Annotated in this window: 21 protein-coding genes; 8 read left to right on the top strand and 13 right to left on the bottom strand. The window is 72.7% G+C overall.

Annotated features, from left to right (window positions below; all coding sequences use genetic code 11):
- Window positions 1-33 precede the first annotated feature (33 nt).
- The 8 genes from GA0070560_RS22800 to GA0070560_RS22765 form a co-directional block, all read right to left on the bottom strand.
- Window positions 34-807 (bottom strand): 2-keto-4-pentenoate hydratase, encoded by a 774-nt coding sequence (locus GA0070560_RS22800; protein WP_091301262.1) that lies wholly within the window; start codon window positions 805-807, stop codon window positions 34-36.
- Complete coding sequence (gene dmpG / locus GA0070560_RS22795) at window positions 804-1,925, bottom strand: 4-hydroxy-2-oxovalerate aldolase (protein WP_245675661.1); 1,122 nt, start codon at window positions 1,923-1,925, stop codon at window positions 804-806. Before dmpG ends, GA0070560_RS22800 begins: the two co-directional genes overlap by 4 nt.
- Window positions 1,922-2,884: an acetaldehyde dehydrogenase (acetylating) gene (locus tag GA0070560_RS22790; RefSeq protein ID WP_091301260.1), complete on the bottom strand. Its 963-nt coding sequence runs from the start codon at window positions 2,882-2,884 to the stop codon at window positions 1,922-1,924. Before GA0070560_RS22790 ends, dmpG begins: the two co-directional genes overlap by 4 nt.
- 37 nt (window positions 2,885-2,921) lie before the next feature.
- Window positions 2,922-3,716 carry a 2-keto-4-pentenoate hydratase gene (locus GA0070560_RS22785; RefSeq protein WP_091301258.1) on the bottom strand — a complete coding sequence of 265 codons (795 nt, stop codon included), beginning with the start codon at window positions 3,714-3,716 and terminating at the stop codon, window positions 2,922-2,924.
- A 172-nt stretch (window positions 3,717-3,888) separates the two neighbouring features.
- Window positions 3,889-5,370 carry a 2-hydroxymuconic semialdehyde dehydrogenase gene (locus GA0070560_RS22780; protein ID WP_091301330.1) on the bottom strand — a complete coding sequence of 494 codons (1,482 nt, stop codon included), beginning with the start codon at window positions 5,368-5,370 and terminating at the stop codon, window positions 3,889-3,891.
- Window positions 5,371-5,390: 20 nt separating this feature from the next.
- Window positions 5,391-6,725: an FAD-dependent oxidoreductase gene (locus GA0070560_RS22775; protein ID WP_091301256.1), complete on the bottom strand. Its 1,335-nt coding sequence runs from the start codon at window positions 6,723-6,725 to the stop codon at window positions 5,391-5,393.
- Window positions 6,722-8,038 carry a kynureninase gene (gene kynU / locus GA0070560_RS22770; RefSeq protein WP_170839535.1) on the bottom strand — a complete coding sequence of 439 codons (1,317 nt, stop codon included), beginning with the start codon at window positions 8,036-8,038 and terminating at the stop codon, window positions 6,722-6,724. The genes GA0070560_RS22775 and kynU overlap by 4 nt, the downstream gene beginning before the upstream one ends.
- Complete coding sequence (locus GA0070560_RS22765) at window positions 8,014-8,916, bottom strand: tryptophan 2,3-dioxygenase (protein WP_091301254.1); 903 nt, start codon at window positions 8,914-8,916, stop codon at window positions 8,014-8,016. Before GA0070560_RS22765 ends, kynU begins: the two co-directional genes overlap by 25 nt.
- Before the next feature lie 146 nt (window positions 8,917-9,062).
- On the opposite strand from GA0070560_RS22765, the gene GA0070560_RS22760 reads away from it, so the two are divergent.
- From GA0070560_RS22760 to GA0070560_RS22750, 3 genes are all read left to right on the top strand, one after another.
- On the top strand, window positions 9,063-9,539 hold the full coding sequence (locus GA0070560_RS22760; RefSeq protein WP_091301252.1) for an Lrp/AsnC family transcriptional regulator: 477 nt from the start codon (window positions 9,063-9,065) through the stop codon (window positions 9,537-9,539).
- Window positions 9,540-9,964: 425 nt separating this feature from the next.
- Window positions 9,965-10,489, top strand: a complete 525-nt coding sequence (locus GA0070560_RS22755; protein ID WP_245675660.1) for a hypothetical protein — start codon at window positions 9,965-9,967, stop codon at window positions 10,487-10,489.
- A gap of 12 nt (window positions 10,490-10,501) precedes the next feature.
- Window positions 10,502-11,317: a class F sortase gene (locus tag GA0070560_RS22750; protein WP_091301250.1), complete on the top strand. Its 816-nt coding sequence runs from the start codon at window positions 10,502-10,504 to the stop codon at window positions 11,315-11,317.
- A 35-nt stretch (window positions 11,318-11,352) separates the two neighbouring features.
- Here GA0070560_RS22750 and GA0070560_RS22745 read toward each other — a convergent pair whose 3' ends face one another.
- Window positions 11,353-11,898, bottom strand: coding sequence for an HNH endonuclease (locus tag GA0070560_RS22745; RefSeq protein ID WP_091301324.1), 546 nt, complete (start codon window positions 11,896-11,898; stop codon window positions 11,353-11,355).
- 284 nt (window positions 11,899-12,182) lie between these two features.
- Here GA0070560_RS22745 and GA0070560_RS22740 point away from each other — a divergent pair, with 284 nt between their 5' ends.
- The 3 genes from GA0070560_RS22740 (at window position 12,183) to GA0070560_RS22730 (ending at window position 15,410) form a co-directional block, all read left to right on the top strand.
- Window positions 12,183-13,277, top strand: a complete 1,095-nt coding sequence (locus tag GA0070560_RS22740) for a mechanosensitive ion channel family protein (protein ID WP_425412697.1) — start codon at window positions 12,183-12,185, stop codon at window positions 13,275-13,277.
- Window positions 13,278-13,524: 247 nt separating this feature from the next.
- Window positions 13,525-14,925 (top strand): MFS transporter, encoded by a 1,401-nt coding sequence (locus GA0070560_RS22735; protein ID WP_091301249.1) that lies wholly within the window; start codon window positions 13,525-13,527, stop codon window positions 14,923-14,925.
- A 62-nt stretch (window positions 14,926-14,987) separates the two neighbouring features.
- Window positions 14,988-15,410, top strand: a complete 423-nt coding sequence (locus tag GA0070560_RS22730; protein ID WP_091301247.1) for a globin — start codon at window positions 14,988-14,990, stop codon at window positions 15,408-15,410.
- A 51-nt stretch (window positions 15,411-15,461) separates the two neighbouring features.
- Here GA0070560_RS22730 and GA0070560_RS22725 read toward each other — a convergent pair whose 3' ends face one another.
- The 4 genes from GA0070560_RS22725 to ettA all read right to left on the bottom strand — a co-directional run bounded on the left by GA0070560_RS22725 (window position 15,462) and on the right by ettA (window position 18,988).
- Window positions 15,462-16,046, bottom strand: a complete 585-nt coding sequence (locus GA0070560_RS22725) for a type III secretion system chaperone family protein (RefSeq protein WP_091301245.1) — start codon at window positions 16,044-16,046, stop codon at window positions 15,462-15,464.
- Window positions 16,047-16,177: 131 nt separating this feature from the next.
- A complete protein-coding gene (locus GA0070560_RS22720) occupies window positions 16,178-16,867 on the bottom strand; it encodes a DUF8185 domain-containing protein (RefSeq protein ID WP_170839534.1) in 690 nt (229 codons plus the stop codon).
- Entirely contained in the window at window positions 16,864-17,310 is a 447-nt protein-coding gene (locus tag GA0070560_RS22715) for an acyl-CoA thioesterase (protein WP_091301243.1), read from the bottom strand. The genes GA0070560_RS22720 and GA0070560_RS22715 overlap by 4 nt, the downstream gene beginning before the upstream one ends.
- A gap of 1 nt (window position 17,311) precedes the next feature.
- Window positions 17,312-18,988, bottom strand: a complete 1,677-nt coding sequence (gene ettA, locus GA0070560_RS22710; protein WP_091301241.1) for an energy-dependent translational throttle protein EttA — start codon at window positions 18,986-18,988, stop codon at window positions 17,312-17,314.
- A 319-nt stretch (window positions 18,989-19,307) separates the two neighbouring features.
- Between ettA and GA0070560_RS22705 the strand changes: the two genes are divergently transcribed.
- Both GA0070560_RS22705 and otsB read left to right on the top strand, forming a co-directional pair.
- Window positions 19,308-20,708 carry an alpha,alpha-trehalose-phosphate synthase (UDP-forming) gene (locus GA0070560_RS22705; RefSeq protein ID WP_091301239.1) on the top strand — a complete coding sequence of 467 codons (1,401 nt, stop codon included), beginning with the start codon at window positions 19,308-19,310 and terminating at the stop codon, window positions 20,706-20,708.
- A 100-nt stretch (window positions 20,709-20,808) separates the two neighbouring features.
- Window positions 20,809-23,370, top strand: a complete 2,562-nt coding sequence (otsB, locus tag GA0070560_RS22700) for a trehalose-phosphatase (RefSeq protein WP_091301320.1) — start codon at window positions 20,809-20,811, stop codon at window positions 23,368-23,370.
- Window positions 23,371-23,434 lie beyond the last annotated feature (64 nt).

The following is a 23,434-nucleotide window of genomic DNA, read 5'->3' as shown; positions in this document are numbered from 1 at the left end:
GGCGGCCACCGGCCGTGGACGCCACGACGGCGCTCACGACGACGCCCGCAGTGACGCGGTGCCGAGCTTCTCGACCACGGCACGGACGTGTGCGCCCGGACGCAGCGGCACGGCGGCGGTGGCGGCGCCGGCCAGGAAGACCCAGCCCTGCCGCAGCCGCACCCCGTGCCGCCCGGCGAGCCGGATGCCCTCGTCGAGGGCCCGGCGGGGGTCGCCGAGGATCGCCGCGGTGGACCCGGTCTGCGCGATCCGCCCGTCGACCTCCAGCAGCACCCCGAGGTTGTCCAGCCCGTCCGGCACCGGCGACCACGGCCCCACCACGAAGGCGGCGGCCGAGGTGTTGTCGGCCACGACGTCCGGCAGCGAGAAGGTGAAGCCGGCGAACCGGGAGTCGATCAGCTCGATCGCCGGGGCGACCGCGCGGACCGCGTCGGTGAACGCGCCGACCGGCTCACCCGGGTCGGGGAGGCGGTCCAGCAGGAACGCCACCTCCGGCTCGACCCGGGGGTGGATGAAGCCGGCAACGTCGACCGAGCCGCCGTCGGGCACCCGCATCACGTCGGTGAGCCGACCCCAGATCACCTCGTCCACGCCGACCTGCGCCATCTTCGCCCGGCTGGTCAACCCCATCTTGAGCCCGACCACCCGTTCGCCCCGGTCGACGCGGCGCTGGATCAGCGCCGTCTGCACCGCGTACGCGGCGTCGACGTCGAGGCCCGTCTCGGCGGCGAGCTGCGGCACCGCGGTGGCGGTGTCGGCCGCCGCGCCCAGCTTCTCGGCGATGCCCGCGATGTCCGGCCCGATCACCGGGCCGCCTCCGCCCGTGAGACTCCACCCGGCTCGGTCTTCCCGCTCACGCCAGCCTCCTCCTCGCGCCGACCGGCGAGGTCGAGCGCCACGTCCACGATCATGTCCTCCTGGCCGCCGACCATCCGACGGCGGCCCAGCTCGACCAGGATCGAGCGGACGTCCACCCCGTACTTCGCCGACGCCCGCTCGGCGTGCCGCAGGAAGCTGGAGTAGACGCCGGCGTACCCGAGGGAGAGGGTCTCCCGGTCCACCTGGACCGGCCGGTCCTGCAACGGGCGGACCACGTCGTCGGCGGCGTCCATCAGCGCGAAGACGTCGCAGCCGTGCTTCCAGCCGTGCAGCTCGGCGACCGCGACGAAGACCTCCAGCGGCGCGTTGCCGGCCCCGGCGCCCTGCCCGGCCAGCGACGCGTCCACCCGGACGGTACGGCCGTGCGGCGCGTCCGGACCGGGCGGCCCGTCACCGGCGATCCGGCCGTGCTCGACGGCGACGACACTGTTGGCCACCCCGAGCGACAGGTTGTGGTGGGCGTGGATGCCGATCTGCGTCCCCGGCTGGAGCACCTGCCGGTACGCGTCCACCCGCTGCGCCACGTCCGACATCAGCAGCCGCCCCCCGGAGTCGGTGACGTAGACGCAGTGCGCGCCGTACGACTCCATCAGCTTGGCCTGCGCGGCCAGTCCCGCCGCGTCGTTCATGTGCGACATCATCAGGAACCCGGAGACGTCCATGCCGTTCTCCCGGGCCCACGAGATGTGCTGCGCGGAGATGTCGGCCTCGGTGCAGTGGGTGGCGATCCGGACGCTGGTCACCCCGAGCGCCTTCGCCGCCTTCAGGTCGGCGATGGTGCCGATGCCGGGCAGCAGCAGGGTGGTCAGCTTCGCGTTCGTCATCACCTCGGCGGCGGCGGCGATCCAGTCCGCGTCGCTCGCCGCGCCGTGGCCGTAGTTGACGCTGGAGCCGGCGAGACCGTCGCCGTGCGCCACCTCGATCGCCGCCACCCCGGCCGCGTCCAGCGCGGCGGCGATGGTCCGGACCTGGTCGACGGTGTACCGGTGGGCGATGGCGTGCATGCCGTCGCGCAGCGTCACGTCCTGGATGTAGAGGTCGGTCATCGGGTCGTCACCTCGGCGCGCAGGGCCACCAGCCGCTGCGCGGTACGCAGCGCGGCGGAGGTCATGATGTCCAGGTTCCCGGCGTACGGGGGCAGGTAGTGCCCGGCCCCGGAGACCTCCAGGAACACCGAGACCTGGAGCCCGGTGAGGTGGCGCCCCAGCGACGGCACGTACGTGTCGACCCGGTCGAACTGCACGTCCTGCTTGAGCCGGTAGCCGGGCACGTACTCCTGCACGGTCGCCACCATGTCCGCCACCGAGGCGGCGACGGCGGCCCGGTCGGCGTCGGCGTCCGGGCAGAGGCAGTAGACGGTGTCGCGCATCAGCAGCGGCGGGTCGGCCGGGTTGAGCACGATGATCGCCTTGCCGCGCTCCGCGCCGCCGACCACCTCGATCGCCCGGGCGGTGGTCTCGGTGAACTCGTCGATGTTGGCCCGGGTGCCCGGCCCCGCCGACTTCGAGGCGATCGAGGCGACGATCTCGCCGTACGCCACCGGGGTGACCCGGCCAACGGCGGCGACGATCGGCACGGTCGCCTGCCCACCGCAGGTCACCATGTTGACGTTGCGCTCGTGCAGGTGCTCGTCCAGGTTGACCGGGGGCACCACGTACGGGCCGATGGCGGCCGGGGTCAGGTCGACCACGGTACGGCCGTGCGCGCGCAGCACCGCGTCGTTGTGCCGGTGCGCCCCGGCCGAGGTGGCGTCGAAGACCAGCTCCACCTCGGCGAACTCGGGCAGCGCGACCAGACCGTCCACCCCCTCGGCGGTGGTGGCGACACCCAGCCGGCGGGCCCGTGCCAGGCCGTCCGAGTCCGGGTCGATGCCGGCCATGGCGACCATCCGCAGGCTGCCCCGGGACTGCGGCGCCCCCTCGACACCGCCGCCCAGCCGGAGCACCTTGATCATCAGATCGGTGCCGATGTTGCCCGACCCGATCACCGCCACCCCGACACTCATGCCGCACCGTCCTCGTACGCGACTGCGGGGCCCGCGTTCACGACAACCCCTTGGAGAAACAGGTCCGCACCGAGCCGAGCCCGGAGATCCGCGCCTCGTACGCCCCGCCGGGGACCACCGGCACCACCGGGCCCAGCGACCCGGAGAGGACCACGTCCCCGGCGCGCAGCGGGTCCCCGGCGCGGGCGAGCGTCCCGGCGAGCCACTGCAGGGCGTTGAGCGGGCTGCCCATGCAGGCCGCCCCGGCACCGACCGAGACCGGCTCCCCGGCGTGTTCCAGGACCATGCCGGCCAGCCGCAGATCGACGTCGGCCAGCCGGCGGGGCCTGGTGCCGAGCACGTACATGCCGCTGGAGGCGTTGTCGGCGACGGTGTCCACGATGGAGATGTCCCAGCCGGCGATCCGCGAGTCGACGATCTCGATCGCCGGCAGCACGTGGTCGACCGCGCCGATCAGGTCGACGGTGGTGACCCGCTCCTCGGTCAGGTCCCGACCGAGCACGAAAGCGACCTCGGCCTCCACCCTGGGCTGGATCAGCCGGTCGATCGCCACCTCGACGCCATCCCCGACCGCCATCACATGGGTCAGCAACCCGAAGTCCGGTTGGTGGACGCCGAAGCTGTCCTGCGCCGCCCGCGAGGTCAGCCCGATCTTCGCGCCCACCCGGCGCTCACCCCGGCCCTGCCAGGCCCGCGCCTGGAGCTGCTGCACCCGGTACGCCGACTCGACGTCCCCCTCCGGCAGCAGCCGCCCCCGCAGCGGCGCACAGGGCTTGCCGCTGGTCCGGGCCTCGGCCAGCTCCCGGTTGGCCGCTTCGATGTCGACAGTCATCCCCGCTCCTCGCTGCGCTCGCTCACGATGCCTCCAGGTTCGCGACTGCGGGGCTCGCAAGACCGGCTCACTCCTCGCGCTCACGATGCCTCCAGGTTCGCGACTGCGGGGCTCGCAAGACCGGCTCACTCCTCGCGCTCACGATGCCGTGCATTCTGCCCGCTGCGCGCGGTCACGACAGGTCCACGCAGACGTTGGTGAGTTCGGAGTAGAAGTCGAGGGAGTGCACGCCGCCCTCCCGGCCGATGCCGGAGGCCTTCACCCCGCCGAACGGGGTACGCAGGTCACGCAGGAACCAGGTGTTCACCCAGACGATCCCGGCGTCCAGCCGCGCCCCGGCCCGGTGCGCCCGACCGACGTCGCGGGTCCAGACCGTCGCCGCCAGGCCGTACTCGGTGCCGTTGGCCAGCGCGTACGCCTCGTCCTCGTCGTCGAAGGGCGCCACGTGCACCACCGGGCCGAAGATCTCCTCGGTGTTGGTCCGGGCGTGCGGCCCGAGCCCGGTCAGCACGGTCGGCTGCACGTACGCGCCGCCGTCGCGGGCGTCGCCGAAGCGCGGCACCCCACCCCCGGTGCGCACCTCGGCGCCCTCGGCGCGGGCCAGACCGTAGTGGCCGAGCACCTTGTCCCGGTGCCCGTGCGAGATCAGCGGCATGTTCACCGTGGCCTCGTCGGCCGGCCAGCCGTACGCCAGCTCGCCGGCCCGCTTCGCCAGCCGGGCGGTGAACTCCTCGAAGACCGGGCGCTGCACGTAGATCCGCTCGGTGCAGAGGCAGACCTGACCGCCGTTGGTGAAGCTGGACCGCACCGAGCCGGCGACCGCCGCGTCCAGGTCGGCGTCGGCGAAGACCAGCCCGGCGTTCTTGCCGCCCAACTCGAAGCTGACCGCCTTCACCCCGTCCGCGGCGGCCCGCATGATCGCGCCGCCGGTGGCCGACTCGCCGGTGAAGGTGATCGCGTCGACGCCGGGGTGCCGGGTGAGGAACTCCCCCGCCGAGCCGGGGCCGAAGCCGTGCACCAGGTTGAACACCCCGTCGGGCACGCCGGCGGCGGCCATCACCTCGGCGAGCAGGGTCGCCGAGGCGGGGGTCTCCTCGCTGGGCTTGACCACCACCGCGTTGCCGCAGGCCAGCGCCGGGGCCACCTTCCAGGTGAGCAGCAGCAGCGGCAGGTTCCACGGCACCACCACCGCGACCACGCCGACCGGCTTGCGGACGGCGTAGTTGAGCGCCCGGCCGCCGGTCGGGGTGACCGTGGTGAACGACTCGGTCGGCGCGGTCGCCACGATCTCGGCGAAGGCCCGGAAGTTGGCCGCGCCGCGCGGGACGTCCAGGGTGCGGGCCTGGGAGATGGCCTTGCCGGTGTCGGCGACCTCGGCGGCGACCAGGTCGTCGAAGCGGCGCTCCAGTTCGTCGGCGATGCGGCGCAGCACCTCGGCGCGCTCCCGCTCCCCCGTCCGGCCCCACGGCCCGCGCAGCGCCGCCCTGGCGGCGGCCACCGCGTCGTCCACCGTGGCCGACGACGCCTCGGCCACCTCGAAGACCGGCTCACCGGTGACCGGGCTGCGCTTGGTGAACCGCGCCCCGGCGTCGACGAACTCGCCGCCGACGAAGTGGCGCAGCAGACCCGGCCCGTCCGGCGCGTGCCCGGCCATCAGCCGGGGATCCCAGAGGCTCATCCGCGCCTGCCCCGACCGGTCGCCGCGCCGACCGCGCCGGCCAGCACCGCCGCCGTCCCGGCGGCCACCGCCGCCAGCACCCGGTACTGCCGCCGCACCCGCCGCCGCACCTCGGCGTACGGGGTGGTGGAGAAGGAGACCAGCTCGTACTGGGAGACGTACCGGCCGGGCAGGGCCCGTTCCAGGGCGTGCTCGATCCGCTTGCGGGCCTGGAAGACCGGGGAGGCGACCCGGTCACGCATCTCCACGAAGTTGGCCAGCGCCATCCGGGCGATCGCCTCGGCGTTCTCCTGCCGCCGCCGCTGGTACAGCGGGAGCGCGGCGGACCAGTCGTCGCCGGTGTCGTCCAGGCAGCGGTCCAGTTCCACCACGTCCTCGAAGGCGCAGTTCGCGCCCTGGCCGTAGAAGGGGACGATGGCGTGCGCCGCATCGCCGATCAGGCCCACCCGACCGTCGACCTGCCAGGGCGCGCACCGGACCGTCCCGAGCACCCCGATCGGGTTGTGCCGGTAGTCGTCGACCAGGTTGGGCGCGAGCGGGAGCAGGTCCGGGTAGTGGGTGGCGAAGTGCCGTTCGATCGCGGCCGGGCTGCCCAGCGAGGCGAAACTCGCGGTGCCGTGGGTGGGCCAGAAGAGCGTGCAGGTGAAGGAGCGGTCCGGGTTCGGCAACGCGATCATCATCGAGGTGCCGCGCGGCCAGATGTGCAGCGCAGCCGGGTCGAGGGCGAACTCGCCGCCGACCGGCGGGATGGTCAGCTCCTTGTAGCCGTAGTCGAGGAAGTCCAGGCTCTCGTCGAGCACGCCGTACCCGAGGAGTTGCCCACGCACCGCGGAGCCGGCGCCGTCTGCGCCGAGGACGACCGAGGCGGTGGCCGTGACCTTTCCCTGCGGGGTCTTGAAGGTCATTTCACCACCGGCCGGGTCGAGACCGACCAGCCGGTGGTCGAAGGCGATCCGCACCCCCGGCAGCGCTTCGGCGGCGGTGAGCAGAGCGTTGTTCAGCGCGCCCCGGCTGATCGAGTTGATCGCCCGGTCCCCGGCGACGCTGTACGGCTGGAACTGCGGCTCCCCGGCGACCGGGTGGATCATCCGGCCCCGCATCGGCAACGCGTCCGCCATCACCTGATCGGCCAGACCGATGCGGCGCAGCGCGTCGAGACCCCGCTCGGAGAGCGCCAGGTTGATCGAGCGACCCCGCTCGACCTGCCCGGTGCGCGGGTCCGGCCGCCGCTCGTAGAGCGCGACCGGGTAGCCACGCCGGGCCAGGAAGCAGGCCAGCAGGCAGCCGGCCAGCCCGGCCCCGACCACCGCGATCTCGTCCCGTTCGCTCATCGGCTCTGCTCCACCGTCGCGGCCAGCGCGTCGGCGACCCGCCAGCAGTCGTGGTACGTCGAGTACAGCGGCACCGGGGCGAACCGGACGATGTCCGGCTCCCGGGCGTCGGCGACCACCCCGTGCTCGTGGCGCAGCCGCTTGGTCAGCTCGGCGGCGCTGCCCGCGCCGATCCGCACCGAGAGCTGGCAGCCGCGCCGGGCCGGGTCGCGCGGGGTGACCACGGTCAGCGGCCGATCGGCGGTGACCTCGTCGAGCAGCCGCTCCAGGAAGCCGGTGAGCCGGACGCTGCGCTCCCGCAGCGCCGGCATGCCGACGGAGTCGAAGAGCTCCAGCGAGGTACGCACCGGCCCCATCGCGAAGATCGGCGGGTTGGAGACCTGCCACGCCTCCACCGTCGCCGGTGGCCGGGAGACCGGGGTCATCTCGAAGCGGGTGGCCGCCTCGGTGCTCCACCAGCCCTCGAAGCGGGGCAGGTCCGGGTCGCCGAGGTGCCGCTGGTGGACGAAGACGCCGGCCAGCGCGCCCGGCCCCGAGTTGAGGTACTTGTACGAGCACCAGGCGGCGAAGTCGACGTCCCAGTCGTGCAGCGCCAGCGGGACGTTGCCGACGGCGTGCGCCAGGTCCCAGCCGACGACCGCGCCGGCCGCCCGGCCGGCGGCGGTGATCGCCGCGATGTCCATCAGCTCGCCGGTGAGGTAGTTGACCCCGCCGAGCAGCACCAGCGCGACCGTGTCGCCCTCGGCGGCGAGGAAGCCGGTGACGTCCTCGGTCCGCAGGGTCTCCTCGCCGGGGCGGGGCTTCAGGCGCACCACCGTGGTGTCCGGGTCCAGGCCGTGGAAGCGGGCCTGGCTGCGCACGGCGTATGAGTCCGAGGGGAAGGCGGCGTCCTCGACGACGATCCTGCTCCGCCGTCCCGCCGGCCGGTAGAAGCTCACCATCAGCAGGTGCAGGTTGACCGTGAGGGAGTTCATCACCACGGTCTCCACCGGCAACGCGCCGACCAGTCGCGCGGCGGGGGCGGTCAACAGCTCGTGGTACGGCAGCCACGGCCGCTCGGCCTCCAGGTGCCCCTCGACGCCGAGCCGGCTCCACGCGTCCAGGTCGGCGAGGAGTTCCGCGCGGGTGGCCCGGGGCTGAAGGCCGAGCGAGTTGCCGGCCAGGTAGGCGGCCTCCGGGTAGCGGCCACCGTCGGCGGGCGGCACGCGGAAGAGGTGGCGGTGGCCGGGGTCGGCCTGGTCGAGGCGGTGGGCCTCCTGCTCCGGGATGCGCACGTCCGTCCTCCGGGTCACATCGCGGTCCGGGCCGACCACAGCTCCGGGAAGACCACCCGGGCCATGCTCCGTTGCAGCCAGGCCAGGCCGGCGGAGCCACCGCTGCCGACCTTGGCGCCCATCGTGCGCTGGACGGCCTTGACGTGGTTCCACCGCCAGTCGCCGAACTGCTCGGCCACCTCGGTGAGGGCCTCGCCGAGCAGGCGGAGCTGGTTCTCCGGGCCGCCGTCGTCGTAGACCGTCACCCAGGCCGCCTCGACCGCCGGGTGCGGCTGGTGCTCGACGGCGACGTCCCGGTCGAGCAGGTCGGCGGGGAGGTCGTGACCGTGCCGGGCGAGCAGGGCGAGCACCTCGTCCCAGAGGCTCGGCGCGGCGAGGGTGGCGCGCAGCTCGTCGTACACCTGCGGCTGCCGGCGAAACGGGCGGATCAGGGCCGGGTCACGCAGGCCGAGCAGGAACTCCAGGTGCCGGTACATCGCGGACTGGAAACCGGAGCCCTCACCGAGCAGGTTGCGGAACCGGTTGAAGTCGGCCGGGGTCATCCAGCGCAGCCCGCGCCAGGCGGCGTTGAGCCCTTCGAGGTGCAGCGCGGCCCGGCGCAGCGGGGCCAGGGCGTCCCAGATCCGGTCGGCGCGCAGGTCCTGCTGGGCCTGCCGCAGCTCGTGGCAGGTCAGTCCGAAGTAGAGCTCCATGATCTGGCTGACCATGAGGAACGACATCTCGCCCGGGTCGTCGCTGAGCGGCTGCTGCAACCGGTGCAGGGTGCTGGCGTGCACGTAAGCGTCGTACGGCACCCGGTCGGCGAACTCGAGCGTGGGCTCGCCGCCGTTGCGGGCGGCCCGAGCAGCCCGCTGCTGGGGGGTGGCCGGGCGCACCGCCGCGGTCAGGGTGGGCGCCCGCAGGTCCGTCTGCTCCACCTTCTCGTCTCCTCCCTGAGCCGGATACGACATGATCCCCCGGCCGGATCGGCGGACGGAATGCCGATTCGACGGTCATCAGGGGGGATCACCTTCGGCCTGCAAGGCGCTGGGCCGGTTGAGCTTACGGAAGGTAAAGTTCAGGCGTGGACGACATGGACTGGGCGCTGCTGCGGGAACTGCAGGCCGACGCCCGCCTGTCGTACAGCGAGCTGTCCCGACGGGTGCACCTGTCCCCGCCGGCGGTGGCCGAGCGGGTCCGCCGGCTGGAGGAGGCCGGGGTGATCACCGGTTACCACGCCCACGTCGACCTGACCCGGGCCGGCCGTAGCGTGCTCGCACTGATCCGGATGTCCTGTTACGGGCCACGCTGCATCCTGCACGACCCGGCGGTGGCCGGCTGGCCGGAGATCCGGGAGATCCACCGGATCACCGGCGACGCGTGCAGCATGCTCAAGGTGGCCGCCAGGTCGATGGAGGGGTTCGAGGCGGTCATCGACCGACTCGCCCCGTACGGCCAGCCGTCCAGCACCATGGTGCTCTCCACCCCGCTGGGCTGGCACCCGGTCGGCCCACTGCCGCCACGCACCGACCCGCCGCCCCCGCCCGCCCGACGGCGCTGAGCCCGGCACCCGGCTCGACCGACGGCCGACGGCCGGCTCGGGCGACGGCCGGCTCGGGCGACGGCCGGCTCGGGCGACGGAGGCCGATCGTGACGTGATGTCACTCCTGCTCCGGGGACGGCAGCAGCACGTCGGACGCTTTGCTCTGCACCCACAAACGCGCCAGCTACGTGGCGTGATAGGCAGCGGACCCACCATCCGCTGACCTCTTCACCGAAACTGCTGCTCACGGCCTTGGCGCGTGGGCGGGTGCAGAGCAAAGCGTCCGCACGGCAAGCGCGGGGGCCGATGCCGCGATCACGCAGAGCGACACCACCCCCGGCCACTGTCAGTAACACCATCCCTGGTTTGGCACCGGGCCAGCGGGAATGCAGGCCCGAACACCCGTCGCAGGATTCCGGCGATCGTGCCGGGAGGGGAGAATCATGCGGGGGCTCATCGGGCACCGTCGTGCCTTTTCCGCCGTACTGGCGATGTTCACACTGGTCGCGGCCTTCGTGCTGGGGACGGCCACACCGGCCTGGGCTGGGGAGAACACCTTCGTCGAGGTCACCCCGAACACCGCACAGGCCGGGACCCGGGTGAACATCCGGGCCAGTTGCGACACCGCCAACAACCAGCAGGCCAGCGTGCAGTCCGACGCCTTCGGGCGGGTCGTCGTCCGACCGGACAACGGCTTCCTGACCGGGGCGGTCACCATCCCGAGCGGTAAGGAACCGGGCGACTACCCGGTGAACCTGCGCTGTCCCGACGGCAACACCGCCCAGACCACGCTGACCGTGCTGAACATGGCTCAGCCGAGCAAGGGCCCGGCGACCGGTGGCGGCGGCACCGTCGGGGACCGGGGAGTCGGCTCGCTGCTGCTCGTCGGCGGCCTGGCCGTGGTCGCCGTGGTGGCCGGGCTCGGCGTGTTCGGCGGGAGCCGTCGTCGGGCCGGGACCGGATCCTGACCCGAGGCCACCATGGCCCGCGCACGTTCGCGTACGCCACGGTCGGGTCGGGTCCGGGCCGCCGCCCGGCTCGCGGCCCGCGCGGCCGGCCGCTTCCGCCGGGTGGCCGGCCAGGCCGTCTCCGCCAGCGTGACCACCGCCGACCCGGTCGCCCACGCCGCTGCGGTACGACCCGCGTCCCGGCGCCCGGCCCGGCCGGGCCGCTACCGGAGCCGCAGTCCGGGCCTGCCGGTCATGGTGGTCGCCGGCCTGATGGCGCTGATCGTCGCCATGCTCGGCGTGGAACAGGTGACCGGCCTCAGCGTGCTGCCGGACCGGTTCATCGCCGGCCTGCGCCCGCCGCCGAAGAAGTTCCCGGTGCTGCCGGGCAGCCCGCCGACCGGAATCGCGATCGACCGGATCGACCTGCGGGCGCCGGTGCACCACGTCGGCATCGCCCCGGACGGCAGCATCGGGGTGCCGGACGCCGCCCGCGCCCAGGAGGCGGCCTGGTACGACCAGAGCCCGACCCCCGGTCAGTACGGCCCGGCGGTGATCGTCGGGCACGTCGACACCAGCACCGGCCCGGCCGTCTTCCACGGCCTCACGCGGCTGCGCGACGGCGACGAGGTGGAGGTGACCCGGCGGGACGGGAAGGTGGCCGTCTTCGAGGTCGACCAGGTGCAGCGGCACGGCAAGGAGAAGCTGCCGGTGGACGAGATATACGGCGACTTCAGTCGCCCCAACCTGCGCCTGATCACCTGCGGTGGCCGCTGGGTCGGCGGCGACACCGGCTACGCCGACAACGTGGTGGTGTACGCCTCACTGGTCCGGGCGCACGAGGGATGAGCGCGCCGGCCCGCCCACCGGCCGCGCGGAGCGGCTCAGGCGGCCTCGGCCTCCCGCAGCGGCTCGCGCAGGTCGAGCCAGTCGGCCCAGCGCGGGTCGGGGGCCCGGTGCCCGAGCACCCGCCAGGCCGTCCCCTTCGGGGCGGCCGGGTGGTGGTGCAGCCGCCAGCCCAGCTCGGCCGGGGTCTTGTCGCCCTTGGTGTGGTTGCACCGGGCGCAGGCGGCGACCACGTTCTCCCAGGCGTGCCGGCCGCCCCGACTACGCGGGAAGACGTGGTCGATGGTCTCCGCCGGCCCCCGGCAGTAGACACACCGCCAGCCGTCACGGGCGAAGATGGCCCGCCGGGAGAGCCCGACGTGGGTCCGGTACGGCACCCGGACAAAACGGGTCAGCCGGACCACGGAGGGGACGGGGAGCGCGTTGCGGGCGCTGTGCAGCACCCCGTCGCCGTCGGCGACACAGACCGCCTTGGCGGAGAGCACGAGAATGGCGGCGCGACGCACCGACACGACACACAGCGGCTCGTAGGTGGCGTTGAGAACCAGCGCGCCGGAGCCCACCGTGGGTCGTATGTCAGGCATCGTGCTCACCCTCCCGGTCCAGCCGCTCCCACCGCTGGCCACGCCGGCCGTGCCCCGGGCAAGGGGGTGACCACGACCGACGCCGGCGGGATCACCGACGTCCGTGCGCCAATCGTCCCTGATAAGGCCCCGGATTGCACGTACTAATCCGGGGTCCCCCGTGAAGCTTCTTCCCCTCGTGTGAAGATGACCGGTTCGGCCCCGGATGATCACGGCGGTCGTCGAGGCCGGGCCGCCGGTGGGTCGGCGGCCGATCGCCGCGACCGTTGCGGTACGAAAGCAGGGTGAGCCCCACCGATCTGACGATCCTCGCCGAGCCGATCATCGACCCGTCGCCGTCGCGGGAGTGCCTGGACGACCCCCTGTGCCAGGGCGTGCTGGAGGTGACCGGCTCCACCTGGTTCGCCGAGGGCAGCTACTGGATCCTGCTCAAGCCGCTGCGGGTGGTCCTGATCCTGCTGCTGGCCCTGGTGGCCCGCTGGGCGCTGCACCGGACGATCAACCGGCTGGTCCGCACCACCAGCGAGGGCGCGGTGCCGACGATGCTCCGGCCGCTGCGCGAGCGGATCCCGTCCGCGTCGGGCAATCCGGAGGAGTTCGTCCCGGAGCGCCGCCGGCAGCGGGCCGAGGCGATCGGCTCGGTGCTGCGCAGCATGGTCACCGCGTTCGTCTTCGGCATCGCGCTGCTGATGGTCCTCAAGGAGTTCAGCTTCGACCTGGCTCCACTGCTGGCCAGCGCCGGCATCGCCGGCGTCGCCCTCGGCTTCGGCGCGCAGAGTCTGGTGAAGGACCTGATCGCCGGCCTGTTCATGCTCATCGAGGACCAGTACGGCGTGGGCGACACGGTGGACCTGGGCGAGGCGACCGGCGTGGTCGAGTCGGTGGGGCTGCGGGTCACCACGGTCCGGGACGGACGCGGGGTGCTCTGGTACATCCGCAACGGGGAGATCGTCCGGGTCGGCAACAAGAGCCAGGGCTGGGCCCTGGTGGTGGTGGACCTGCCGATCGGATTCGCCAGCACCGAGGAAGCCACCGCAGTGCTGCGTACCGCCGCGGCCTCGCTGGCGATGGACCCGGAACTGGCCTCGGAGATCGTCGAGGAGCCGGAGGTGCTGGGCGTCGAGCAGATGACGGTGGACGGGGCGGTGATCCGGACGGTGGTCAAGACGACGGCGGACGGCCAGTTCGCGGTCGGCCGGGAGCTGCGCCGCCGGCTGGCCGAGGCGCTGGAGAACTCGGGCATCACCGCGAAGATCGCCGCCGCCCGGCTCTACCCGGGCCTGCCGCAGGTGCCCACGACGACCGCCGCCCCGGGCGGCGCCAACGGCGCCCAGGGCGCCAGCGGCCCTCCACCCACGGGCCAGGGCGGGGCGACCTGACCTCGGGATGAGCCGTCCGACCGCGGTGATCCGAAATCCGGGGCTTCCCGACCGCGTGACCCCTCGGGTATCGTCCGTTCGTTCAGTCGGAGATGCGACGATCCGTCCGTTCACCCTAGCCAGTTCTCAGACGATCGGGCAGAATCCGGTGCACACGCTCCCCGGAGCGTGATCATGTCCTCGCTGATCCGTAGATCTGACGACAGGGCCCCGTCAAGGCCGTCACGAGTGGCCGTCGGCGGGCTCGATGGAGGCGACGGTGTCCGACGAGCGACCCTCTCCGGACGGGCCGGCAACCTTCCGTGAGGTGTTCGGCCAGTCCGAGTACCGGGCGGTCCTCACCGCGAGCCTCCTCTCCTGGATCGGCGACTACGTGGCGAAGGCCGCGGTCACCGTCCTCGTCTACCGGGAGAGCGAGTCGATCGCGCTCTCCGCCGCCGCGTTCGCGGTCAGCTACCTCCCCTGGCTGGTCGGCGGGCCACTGCTCGCCGCACTCGCGGAGCGCTACCCGTACCGGCGCGTGATGGTGGTCTGCGACCTGGTCCGGATGGCGCTGATGACGCTGATCGCCATCCCGGGCACGCCGGTCTGGGCGATCCTCGCCCTGCTCTTCGCCACCACGCTCGCCAATCCGCCGAGCCAGGCCGCCCGGTCGGCGCTCATGCCGGCCATCCTCAGCGGCGACCGGCTGGTCGTCGGGCTGTCGCTGAACGCCAGCTTCGGCCAGGCCGCCCAGGTGGTCGGCTACCTGCTCGGAGCGGCCGTGGCCACCTGGAACACCACCGCCGCGCTGCTGATCAACGCGATGACGTTCGCCGTGTCTGCCGCGCTGGTGCGCTGGGGCGTCCGCGAGCGGGCGTCCGCGATGACGGCCGCGCACCGCACCCACCTCCTCCGAGAGACCGGCGAGGGGTTCCGGATCGTGTTCGGCAACCCCGTCCTGCGGGCGATCGCCCTGCTGGTCTTCAGCGCCATGCTCTTCTCCATCGTCCCCGAGGGACTCGCCGCGGCCTGGGCCGGCGAGCGCACCGACCCCGGAATGGACACCGGCCTGGCCCAGGCCGTGATCATGGCGGCCAACCCGGCCGGCTTCATCCTCGGTGGACTGCTGGTCGGGCGGGCGGTCGCGCCGGCCCGCCGGCTCACCCTGATGCGCCCGCTGGCGGTGGCCGCGCCGCTGGCGCTGGTGCCGGCGCTGTTCGACCCGCCGCCGCTGGTGGTGGCCCTACTCGCGGCGACCTGCGGCTTCGCCGTCGCCGGCCTGCTGCCGACCGCCAACGGCCTCTTCGTCCGCGCCCTGCCGAACGGCTTCCGGGCCCGAGCCTTCGGCGTGATGGCCACCGGCATGCAGGTCATCCAGGGCGGCGCGGTGCTGATCACCGGGCTCTTCGCCGACCACTTCCCCATCCCGACGGTGGTCGGCCTGTGGAGCGCCGGCGGCGTCCTGCTGATGCTCTTCACCGCGTTGCGCTGGCCGGACCGACGGACCGTCGAAGCGGCCGTCGAGGCGGCCGACCGGGCCAACTCCGAGGACCCGGTGACCGGTGACCGGTCCCGCTCCCCCGCCGACCCGCGGCGCCACGACGGGCAGCCGGCCGCGGAGGGCCGCACCGGCGAGCGGGGGCGGCGCAGCCACGCTGTGACGTGATCGGCAGCCGCCCGACCGGTACGCGGCGACCGGCGGCCCGGCGCACCTGGCAGGATGGAGCGGTGAACCCCGCAGGTGAATCCGACCGTACCGAGCCGTCGATGACCCTCTTCGAAGCGGTCGGCGGCGAGCCCACCTTCCGCAAGCTGGTCGACGAGTTCTACGCCGGCGTCGCCACCGACCCGCTGCTGCGGCCGATGTACCCGGAGGAGGACCTCGGGCCGGCCGCCGACCGCCTGACGCTCTTCCTGATGCAGTACTGGGGCGGCCCGCACACCTACTCGGCCCAGCGCGGGCACCCGCGGCTGCGGATGCGGCACGCGTCGTTCCGGATCGGCGCCGCGGAGCGGGACGCCTGGCTGCACCACATGCGGCGGGCCGTCCACCGGCTGGACCTGCCACCGGAGATCGCCGGGGCGCTCTGGGACTACCTGGAGCGCGCGGCCTACTTCCTGGTGAACGTCATGGAGGACCCGGCCGGGTAGGCGTCACCCTGGCGGCTCGGCGGGCAGCCCGTTGCGGCCCCCGTGGCCGGCTCAGAGCAGCGCGCCCTCGTCGTGCAGCCAGTCGACGAAGGTGGTCGCCACGGCCGCGCCGCAGTCGAGCATCTCGACCAGGAGCGCGTCGTGGGTGCCGGCGCCGAGCGGCACCTGAAGCTCGGCGTAGATGGGCAGTTGACCACGCTCGGTCGGGTCGCCGATGTAGGCCTTGCAGAACCGGCGGGTGTGGTTCCACTCGTTGACCACCCGGTAGGCCCGGTCCGCCCAGTCCGGCGGCACCGTCGCGTGTGGACGGGCCCGCATCACCAGGATCTCGTCCTCCGGACCCTCAAGAGTGACCAGCACCGCGTGCCGCTCCCACATGGCCAGCAGGTTCCCGTCACCGTCGGCCAGGTAGCGCACATCGAGCAGGTCGAGGGCGTCGCAGACCCGGCGCAGGGTGACCGGGGCCACGGTGACCGGCATGTCGGCGATCACCGACCGGTCGGCGGCCTTGCAGTCGTCCCCCGGCTGCCGGGGGGACGGTGGTCCGACCCGGACGGTGCTGTCCACTGTGGTCCCGCTTCGAGTTTCCGGGTCGCCGCCACTGGCGGGACCAGGGCGCCATGACCACCACGGCATCGCTCGCGCACCTCACTCCCCAGCGGATCCGGACGCCTACGGTGCGTTGGATCCGAGGATGGACGGTACCCGGACAGCCGGGCGGAAGCACCCCCCCAACGCCAGCCCCAGCCCGGAAGAATGAGTGCGGCTCATCCTTTCGGATGATTTCCGAGGGGTCGGACGGCAAGATCGGAAACCTTCCGCGACCATGCCGCTCCGTACGGTCCGACCAGTCCGACCCATCGGCCGACCACCCGGACCTGCACCTCGCCGGGAGAGTCCACCGGCCCGAGGAATCCCATCCGGACCAGACCCTGGACCAGACGCTGGCTCACCTCGACCGGCTCCCCCGGCGCGTCGTCCGGAGTCACCACCACCGCGACGTGGTCGAGCAGCGCGTCGCGCAGCATCCGCTGCCCCACCGCACGCCCGCCGACACCGTGCGTGGCCGCGCTGCGCAGGGTGCCCGCCGCCGCCTCGGCGATCCGGCGCAGTTCACCGGCGGGCAACGCCTCCACCCCGCGACCGGCCGTCGGCGGCAGCGGCCAGCGCCACCGGTCGTCCCGGCGGGTCGGCAGCGCGCCGTCGGCGGACTCCAGCCGGGCCAGCAGGTCCGCGGCGGCGACCGTGACGTCGTACGGCGCCCGGCCGGCCACCGTACGGGCCACCAGCACGTCCCATGGCAGCCGGGCCCAGAGGGTGGTCCGCCCGGCCCCGTCGACCGGCCGCAGCCGGACCACGGTGGCCGGGTCGAAGCGGACCAGCCGGGACAGGAAGGCGCCCGCGTCGGCGACGCCGTCCAGCCCGTGCCCCGGCGTCACGGCCGGCGCCCCGCTCACGCCGCACCGCTGGACAGGGCGTACGACAGCAGGAAGGTCCGCTCGTCGTCGGTGATCCGCCGGGGCCGCTTGGCGGTCAGGTCGAACGGCACCAGCACCGACCGGGCGGTGCTGGCCAGCACGTCGCCGTCGTACAACTCGTAGGCCACGGTGAACCGGGAGGCCCGGATCTCCTCCACCCACAGTTCGATGCGGACGCTCGGGGCCGCCTCCGCGGTGGCCCGGCCCAGCGCGTAGTCCACCGGGCGCAGGTAGTCGACCTCGTGCCGGCGGATGACCACTCCGTCGGAGAACGAGTCGACGCCCCACGCCCGGCCGCCGGCGAACATCATCGCGACCCGGGCCTCCTCGTACAGGGTGAGGAAGCGGGCGTTGTTGACGTGGCCGTACGCGTCCAGGTCGGACCACCGCAGCGTGCAGTGGTAGACAAACCGGTCGGCCACGTCAGTCGCGGGTCAGCTTGCGGTAGGTCACCCGGTGCGGCCGGGCGGCCTCGGCGCCGAGCCGGTCGATCTTGTTCTTCTCGTACGCCTCGAAGTTGCCCTCGAACCAGAACCACCTGGAGGGGTTCTCGTCGTCGCCCTCCCAGGCCAGGATGTGCGTGGCGACCCGGTCCAGGAACATCCGGTCGTGGGAGATGACCACGGCGCAGCCGGGGAACTCCAGCAGCGCGTTCTCCAGGCTGGAGAGGGTCTCCACGTCCAGGTCGTTGGTCGGCTCGTCGAGCAGGATCACGTTGCCGCCGATCTTCAGGGTCAGCGCCAGGTTGAGCCGGTTGCGCTCGCCGCCGGAGAGCACCTTGGTCGGCTTCTGCTGGTCCGGCCCCTTGAAGCCGAAGGCGGCGATGTACGCCCGGGACGGCATCTCGACCTTGCCGACCATGAGGTGGTCCAGCCCGTCGGAGACGACCTCCCAGACGGTCTTGTCACCGTCGAGGCCCTGCCGGTTCTGGTCGACGTACGACAGCGAGACGGTGGGACCGACCTTGACCTCGCCGCCGGTCGGCTGTTCCAACCCGACGATGGTCTTGAACAGGGTGGTCTTGCCGACGCCGTTCGGGCCGATGATGCCGACGATGCCGTTGCGCGGCAGCGAGAAGGACAGGTCGTCGATCAGCAGGCGGTCGCCGAAGCCCTTGCTGAGGTTGTGCGCCTCGATGACCGTGCTGCCCAGGCGCGGGCCCGGCGGGATCTGGATCTCCTCGAAGTCCAGCTTGCGGGTCTTCTCCGCCTCGGCGGCCATCTCGTCGTACCGGTCGAGGCGGGCCTTGGACTTGGTCTGCCTCGCCTTGGCGTTGGAGCGGACCCACTCCAACTCCTCGGAGAGGCGCTTCTTCATCTTGGCGTCGCGGCGGCCCTCGACGGCCAGCCGGGCGGCCTTCTTCTCCAGGTAGGTGGAGTAGTTGCCCTCGTACGGGTAGGCGCGGCCGCGGTCCAGCTCGAGGATCCAGTTGGCCACGTTGTCGAGGAAGTACCGGTCGTGGGTGATGGCGACGACGGTGCCGGCGTACTTGGCCAGGTGCTGCTCCAGCCACTGCACGCTCTCCGCGTCCAGGTGGTTGGTGGGCTCGTCGAGCAGCAGCAGGTCGGGGGCCTCCAGCAGCAGCTTGCACAGCGCCACGCGGCGCCGCTCGCCGCCGGAGAGCTGGGTCACGTCGGCGTCCGGCGGCGGGCAGCGCAGCGCGTCCATGGCCAGTTCGAGCTTGGAGTCGATGTCCCAGGCGTCGGCATGGTCCAGCTCCTCCTGGAGCCGGCCCATCTCCTCCATCAGCTCGTCGGAGTAGTCGGTCGCCATCTGCTCGGCGATCTTGTTGAACCGCTCCAGCTTGGCCTTGGTCTCGGCGACCGCCTCCTCGACGTTGCCGAGGACGGTCTTGGCGTCGTTGAGCGGGGGCTCCTGGGCGAGCATGCCGACGGTGAAGCCGGGCATGAGCCGGGCCTCGCCGTTGCTCGGCCGGTCCCACCCTGCCATGATCTTGAGGAGGCTGGACTTACCGGCGCCGTTCGGACCGACCACACCGATCTTGGCCCCCGGCAGGAAGTTCAGCGTCACGTTGTCGAGCACGACCTTGTCGCCGTGCGCCTTGCGCGCCTTTTCCAGGACGTAGATGAACTGGGCCACGGTGCGGGCTACCTCCGTCGGTTGCGATCGCGAGCTTGCGGGCGCGGGCGCGGGCGGCGACTTCCGCCCGCCGCCACCGGCCCGGGGCCGGCCGCGCGCACGTCGTCGTCAATCCTGACAGGTACGCCCCGCCGCGCCCACATCACCCCGCCCGGCGCTGCGCCGCGTGCCGCCGCAGGCAGCGGGTGTCGTCAAGATCACGTCATGGGTTGAGCGGTCGTGGGACGGGTAGGTGACTCCGGCACGGGGCACCAGACGCCGCAGCTACGCTCAGTACGCTCATCGCGGTGGACCCGTCAGCACCCGGAGGTGGCCGATCGTGACCGTCCGTAGCTCCTTTGTCGTAGTGGCGAACCGACTGCCGGTCGACGAGGTGAGCACACCAGAGGGACGGCAGTGGCGACGCAGCCCGGGCGGGCTGGTCACCGCGTTGCACCCCGTCCTCGCCGAGCACCGGGGCACCTGGGTGGGCTGGGCCGGTGGCACGGGGGCCGCCCCGGAGCCGTTCGACCTGGAGGGCATCCGCCTGCACCCGGTCCCGCTCAGCGCGGAGGAGCTGGAACGCTACTACGAGGGCCAGTCCAACGCCACCATCTGGCCGCTCTACCACGACGCGGTGGAGACGCCCGCCTACAAGCGCCGCTGGCGCGAGGCGTACCGGCTGGTCAACGCCCGGTTCGCGGAGGCCGCGGCGGAGGTCGCGGCCGAGGGCGCGACGGTCTGGGTGCAGGACTACCAGCTCCAGCTGGTCCCGGCGATGCTCCGCGAGCTGCGGCCCGACCTGAAGATCGGCTTCTTCCTGCACATCCCGTTCCCGCCGATCGAGCTGTTCATGCAGATGCCGTTCCGCACCGAGATCCTGCGCGGCCTGCTCGGGGCCGATCTGGTCGGATTCCAGCAGCGGCTGGCCGCGCAGAACTTCGTCCGGCTGGCCCGGCACCTGCTCGGCCTGCGCTACGAGGGCCAGATGATCCAGGTGGACGGCCGGCAGGTGAAGGCCGGGGCGTTCCCGATCTCCATCGACACTCGGGAGATGGAACGGCTGGCCGAGGACGCGGCGATCCAGGCCCGGGCGAAGCAGATCCGCGAGGAGCTCGGCAACCCGAAGACGATCATCCTGGGCGTCGACCGGCTGGACTACACCAAGGGCATCGAGCTCCGACTCAAGGCCTTCCGGGAACTTCTTGCTGACGGAAAGTTGACAGTTCCGGACGCGGTTATGGTGCAGGTCGCCACGCCCAGCCGCGAGCGCGTGGAGCACTACCAGGCACTTCGCGTCAAGGTGGAACGGGAAGTTGGCCGGATTAATGGTGAATTCGGACGGGTCGGCGTGCCGGCGGTGCATTATCTGCATCAGTCGTACAGTCGCTCCGAACTGGCCGCGATGTACGTCGCGGCCGACGTGATGATGGTGACCCCGCTGCGAGACGGAATGAATCTGGTGGCCAAGGAGTACGTGGCATCGCGCGCCGACCAGGGCGGCGCGCTCGTGCTCAGCGAGTTCGCCGGCGCCGCCACCGAGCTGCGTCAGGCGTTCCTGTGCAACCCGCACGACCCCGACGCCGTCAAGGACGCTCTCCTGCGGGCTGTACACGTGGAGAAGCCGGAGGCCCGTCGACGCATGCGGATCATGCAACGTCATCTGCGCACCCACGACGTGGGGCACTGGGCGAAATCGTTCCTCACCGAACTCGGCACGCGCGGGGCGGAGGCCTCGTGAGCGTGCGGAGTGAGCCGACCCTGCGAGCCCCGCAGCCGCGAACCGAGGTGACATCGTGAACGCCCCCGCCACCGACATCGTGACCCCGCCCGCGGGGACGATGGACCCCGAGCTGCGCGCGGCCATCGGGCGGATCGCCCGGGTCCCGCAGCTCCTGGTCGCCTGCGACTACGACGGGACGCTCGCCCCGATCGTCGAGGACCCGAGCAAGGCCGTGCCGCTGCCGGAGTCGGTCGCCGCGGTCCGCGCGCTGGCCGCGCTGCCACAGACCACCGTCGCGGTGGTCTCCGGTCGCGCGCTGCGGGACCTGGCGGCGCTGTCCCGGCTGCCCAGCGAGGTCCACCTGGTCGGCAGCCACGGCTCCGAGTTCGACATCGGATTCGTGGAACGGCTCTCCCCCGAGCTGGTCGCCGTACGCACCCGGCTGCGCGACGCGCTGCGCGAGATCGCCGCCGCCCACCCGGGCGTACGGCTGGAACGCAAGCCGGCCAGCGTCGCGGTGCACACCCGCGGGGTCGACCCGCAGGTCGCCGCCGCCGTCATCGAGGCGGTCCGCAGCGGCCCCGCCACCTGGGAGGACGTCACCGTCACCCAGGGCAAGGAGGTCATCGAGCTGTCGGTGGTCGCGACCCACAAGGGCACCGCGGTCGACCAGTTGCGGACCCAGCTCTCGGCCAGCGCGGTGCTCTTCATCGGCGACGACGTCACCGACGAGAACGCCTTCGGCAACCTGCACGGCCCCGACGTCGGCATCAAGATCGGCCCCGGCGACACCCAGGCCCACTACCGGGTCGCCGAGCCGATCGACGCCGCCCGGGCCCTCGGCCTGCTGCTGGAGACCCGCCGGCACTGGCTCTTCGGCGAGCGGGCCGTCCCGATCGAGCGGCACTCGATGCTCGCCAACGGTCGGACCGTCGCCCTGCTCACCCCCGAGGCCAAGGTCAGCTGGCTCTGCCACCCCAAGCCGGACTCGGCGGCGATCTTCGCCGACCTGGTCGGCGGCAGCCCCGCCGGGCACTTCACCATCGGCCCGGAGCGCGGCGGCATCCCGCTGGGGCAGCGCTACCGCAACGGCACGATGACCGTGGAGACCCGCTGGTCCGGCCTCACCGTCACCGACTGGCTCGACCTGCCGGCCCGGGAGACCACCCCGGACGGCCCGGCGATCATCACCGGCGACTCGACCCTGGTACGGGTGCTCACCGGCTCCGGCAAGGCCCGGATCGAGTTCGCCCCGCGGCCCGAGTTCGGCCAGGTCGCCACGCAGCTCCAGCCGATGGACGACGGCCTGCTGGTGCTCGGCTCCAACGAGCCGGCCGCGCTCTACGCCCCCGGCGTGGATTGGGAGATCAGCAACGACGGGGGCTACGAGACCGCCCGTGCCGTGGTCGACCTGCGCGCGGCTGGCGGGCAGGTCGTGCTGGAGCTGCGCTTCGGCACGCACAGCCTGGAGCACCACGCCGACCCGATCCACGACCGGCAGGCCGCTGCCGAGCAGCCCTGGAAGGACTGGGTGGCCTCGCTGCGGCTGCCGACCACCGCCCGGGACCTGGTCGCCCGCAGCGCGCTCACGCTTCGTGGGCTCTGCCACGAGGCGACCGGATCGATCCTGGCGGCAGCCACCACCTCGCTGCCGGAGGAACTGGGCGGCGTGCGGAACTGGGACTACCGGTACTGCTGGCTGCGCGACGCGGCGATGACCGCGCGGGCGCTTGTCGACCTCGGCTCGATCGAGGAGGCCGAGGCGCTGCTGCGCTGGGTGGACGGCTGCATCGAGCGCACCGGCGGGCACCCGGAGCGGCTGCACCCGCTCTACACGGTGGACGGCTACGAGCTGGGCGCCGAGGCGGTCATCGACACCCTGCCCGGGTACGCCGGCTCCCGGCCGGTCCGGGTCGGCAACCTCGCCAACCACCAGCTCCAGCTCGACGTCTTCGGCCCGATCGCCGACCTGATCGCCGCCGTGGCCGACGCCCGCGGCTCGGTCCGTGAGGACGAGTGGCGGGTGCTGGAGAACATGGTCGAGGCGGTACGCCGTCGCTGGCACGAGCCCGACCACGGCATCTGGGAGGCCCGTCTTCCTCCCCGGCACCACATCTTCTCCAAGGTGATGTGCTGGATGACCGTGGACCGGGCGCTGCACGTGATGCGTCAGCACGGCGGCGAGGACCGGCCCGAGTGGGTGGAGCTGCGCGACCGGATCGGCGCGAACGTGCTGGAGAACGGCTGGCACGAGGAGGTCGAGGCGTACAGCGTCGCGTACGGCGACGAGGACATGGACGCCTCCTCGCTCTGGATCGGCCTGTCGGGGCTGCTCCCGGGCGACGACCCGCGCTTCCTCTCCACCGTGCTCCGGATCGAGGCGGACCTGCGCAGCGGCCCGGTCGTCTACCGGTACCACTGGGACGACGGCCTGCCCGGCCGGGAGGGCGGCTTCCACATCTGCACGGCGTGGCTGATCGAGGCGTACCTGCGCACCGGCCGCCGCACCGACGCGGAGGAGCTGTTCGTCCAGATGGTCGACACGGCCGGCCCGACCGGCCTGCTCCCCGAGCAGTACGACCCGCTCGCCGAGCGCGGCCTGGGCAACCACCCGCAGGCGTACAGCCACCTGGGCCTGATCCGCTGCGCCCTGCTCCTGGACAACATGCTCAAGCAGTGACCTGACCGACGACGGCGGCCGGAGACTTCGTCTCCGGCCGCCGTCGCGTCTCCACGGATCACCA

Source organism: Micromonospora halophytica, assembly GCF_900090245.1.
Taxonomy (GTDB): Bacteria; Actinomycetota; Actinomycetes; order Mycobacteriales; family Micromonosporaceae; genus Micromonospora; species Micromonospora halophytica.
This window is presented reverse-complemented; position numbering and strand designations above follow the sequence as displayed.

Bases quoted from the DNA above. Each gene is read 5' to 3' on its own strand.
- GA0070560_RS22725 (WP_091301245.1), bottom strand. From the start codon at position 16,046: ATGCCGTGGTGGTCATGGCGCCCTGGTCCCGCCAGTGGCGGCGACCCG.
- otsB (WP_091301320.1), top strand. From the start codon at position 20,809: ATGGACCCCGAGCTGCGCGCGGCCATCGGGCGGATCGCCCGGGTCCCG.
- GA0070560_RS22785 (WP_091301258.1), bottom strand. From the start codon at position 3,716: ATGACTGTCGACATCGAAGCGGCCAACCGGGAGCTGGCCGAGGCCCGG.
- GA0070560_RS22775 (WP_091301256.1), bottom strand. From the start codon at position 6,725: ATGAGCGAACGGGACGAGATCGCGGTGGTCGGGGCCGGGCTGGCCGGC.
- GA0070560_RS22735 (WP_091301249.1), top strand. From the start codon at position 13,525: ATGGAGGCGACGGTGTCCGACGAGCGACCCTCTCCGGACGGGCCGGCA.
- GA0070560_RS22750 (WP_091301250.1), top strand. From the start codon at position 10,502: ATGGCCCGCGCACGTTCGCGTACGCCACGGTCGGGTCGGGTCCGGGCC.
- dmpG (WP_245675661.1), bottom strand. From the start codon at position 1,925: ATGACCGACCTCTACATCCAGGACGTGACGCTGCGCGACGGCATGCAC.
- GA0070560_RS22755 (WP_245675660.1), top strand. From the start codon at position 9,965: ATGCGGGGGCTCATCGGGCACCGTCGTGCCTTTTCCGCCGTACTGGCG.
- GA0070560_RS22780 (WP_091301330.1), bottom strand. From the start codon at position 5,370: ATGGCCGGGCACGCGCCGGACGGGCCGGGTCTGCTGCGCCACTTCGTC.
- GA0070560_RS22790 (WP_091301260.1), bottom strand. From the start codon at position 2,884: ATGAGTGTCGGGGTGGCGGTGATCGGGTCGGGCAACATCGGCACCGAT.
- GA0070560_RS22745 (WP_091301324.1), bottom strand. From the start codon at position 11,898: ATGCCTGACATACGACCCACGGTGGGCTCCGGCGCGCTGGTTCTCAAC.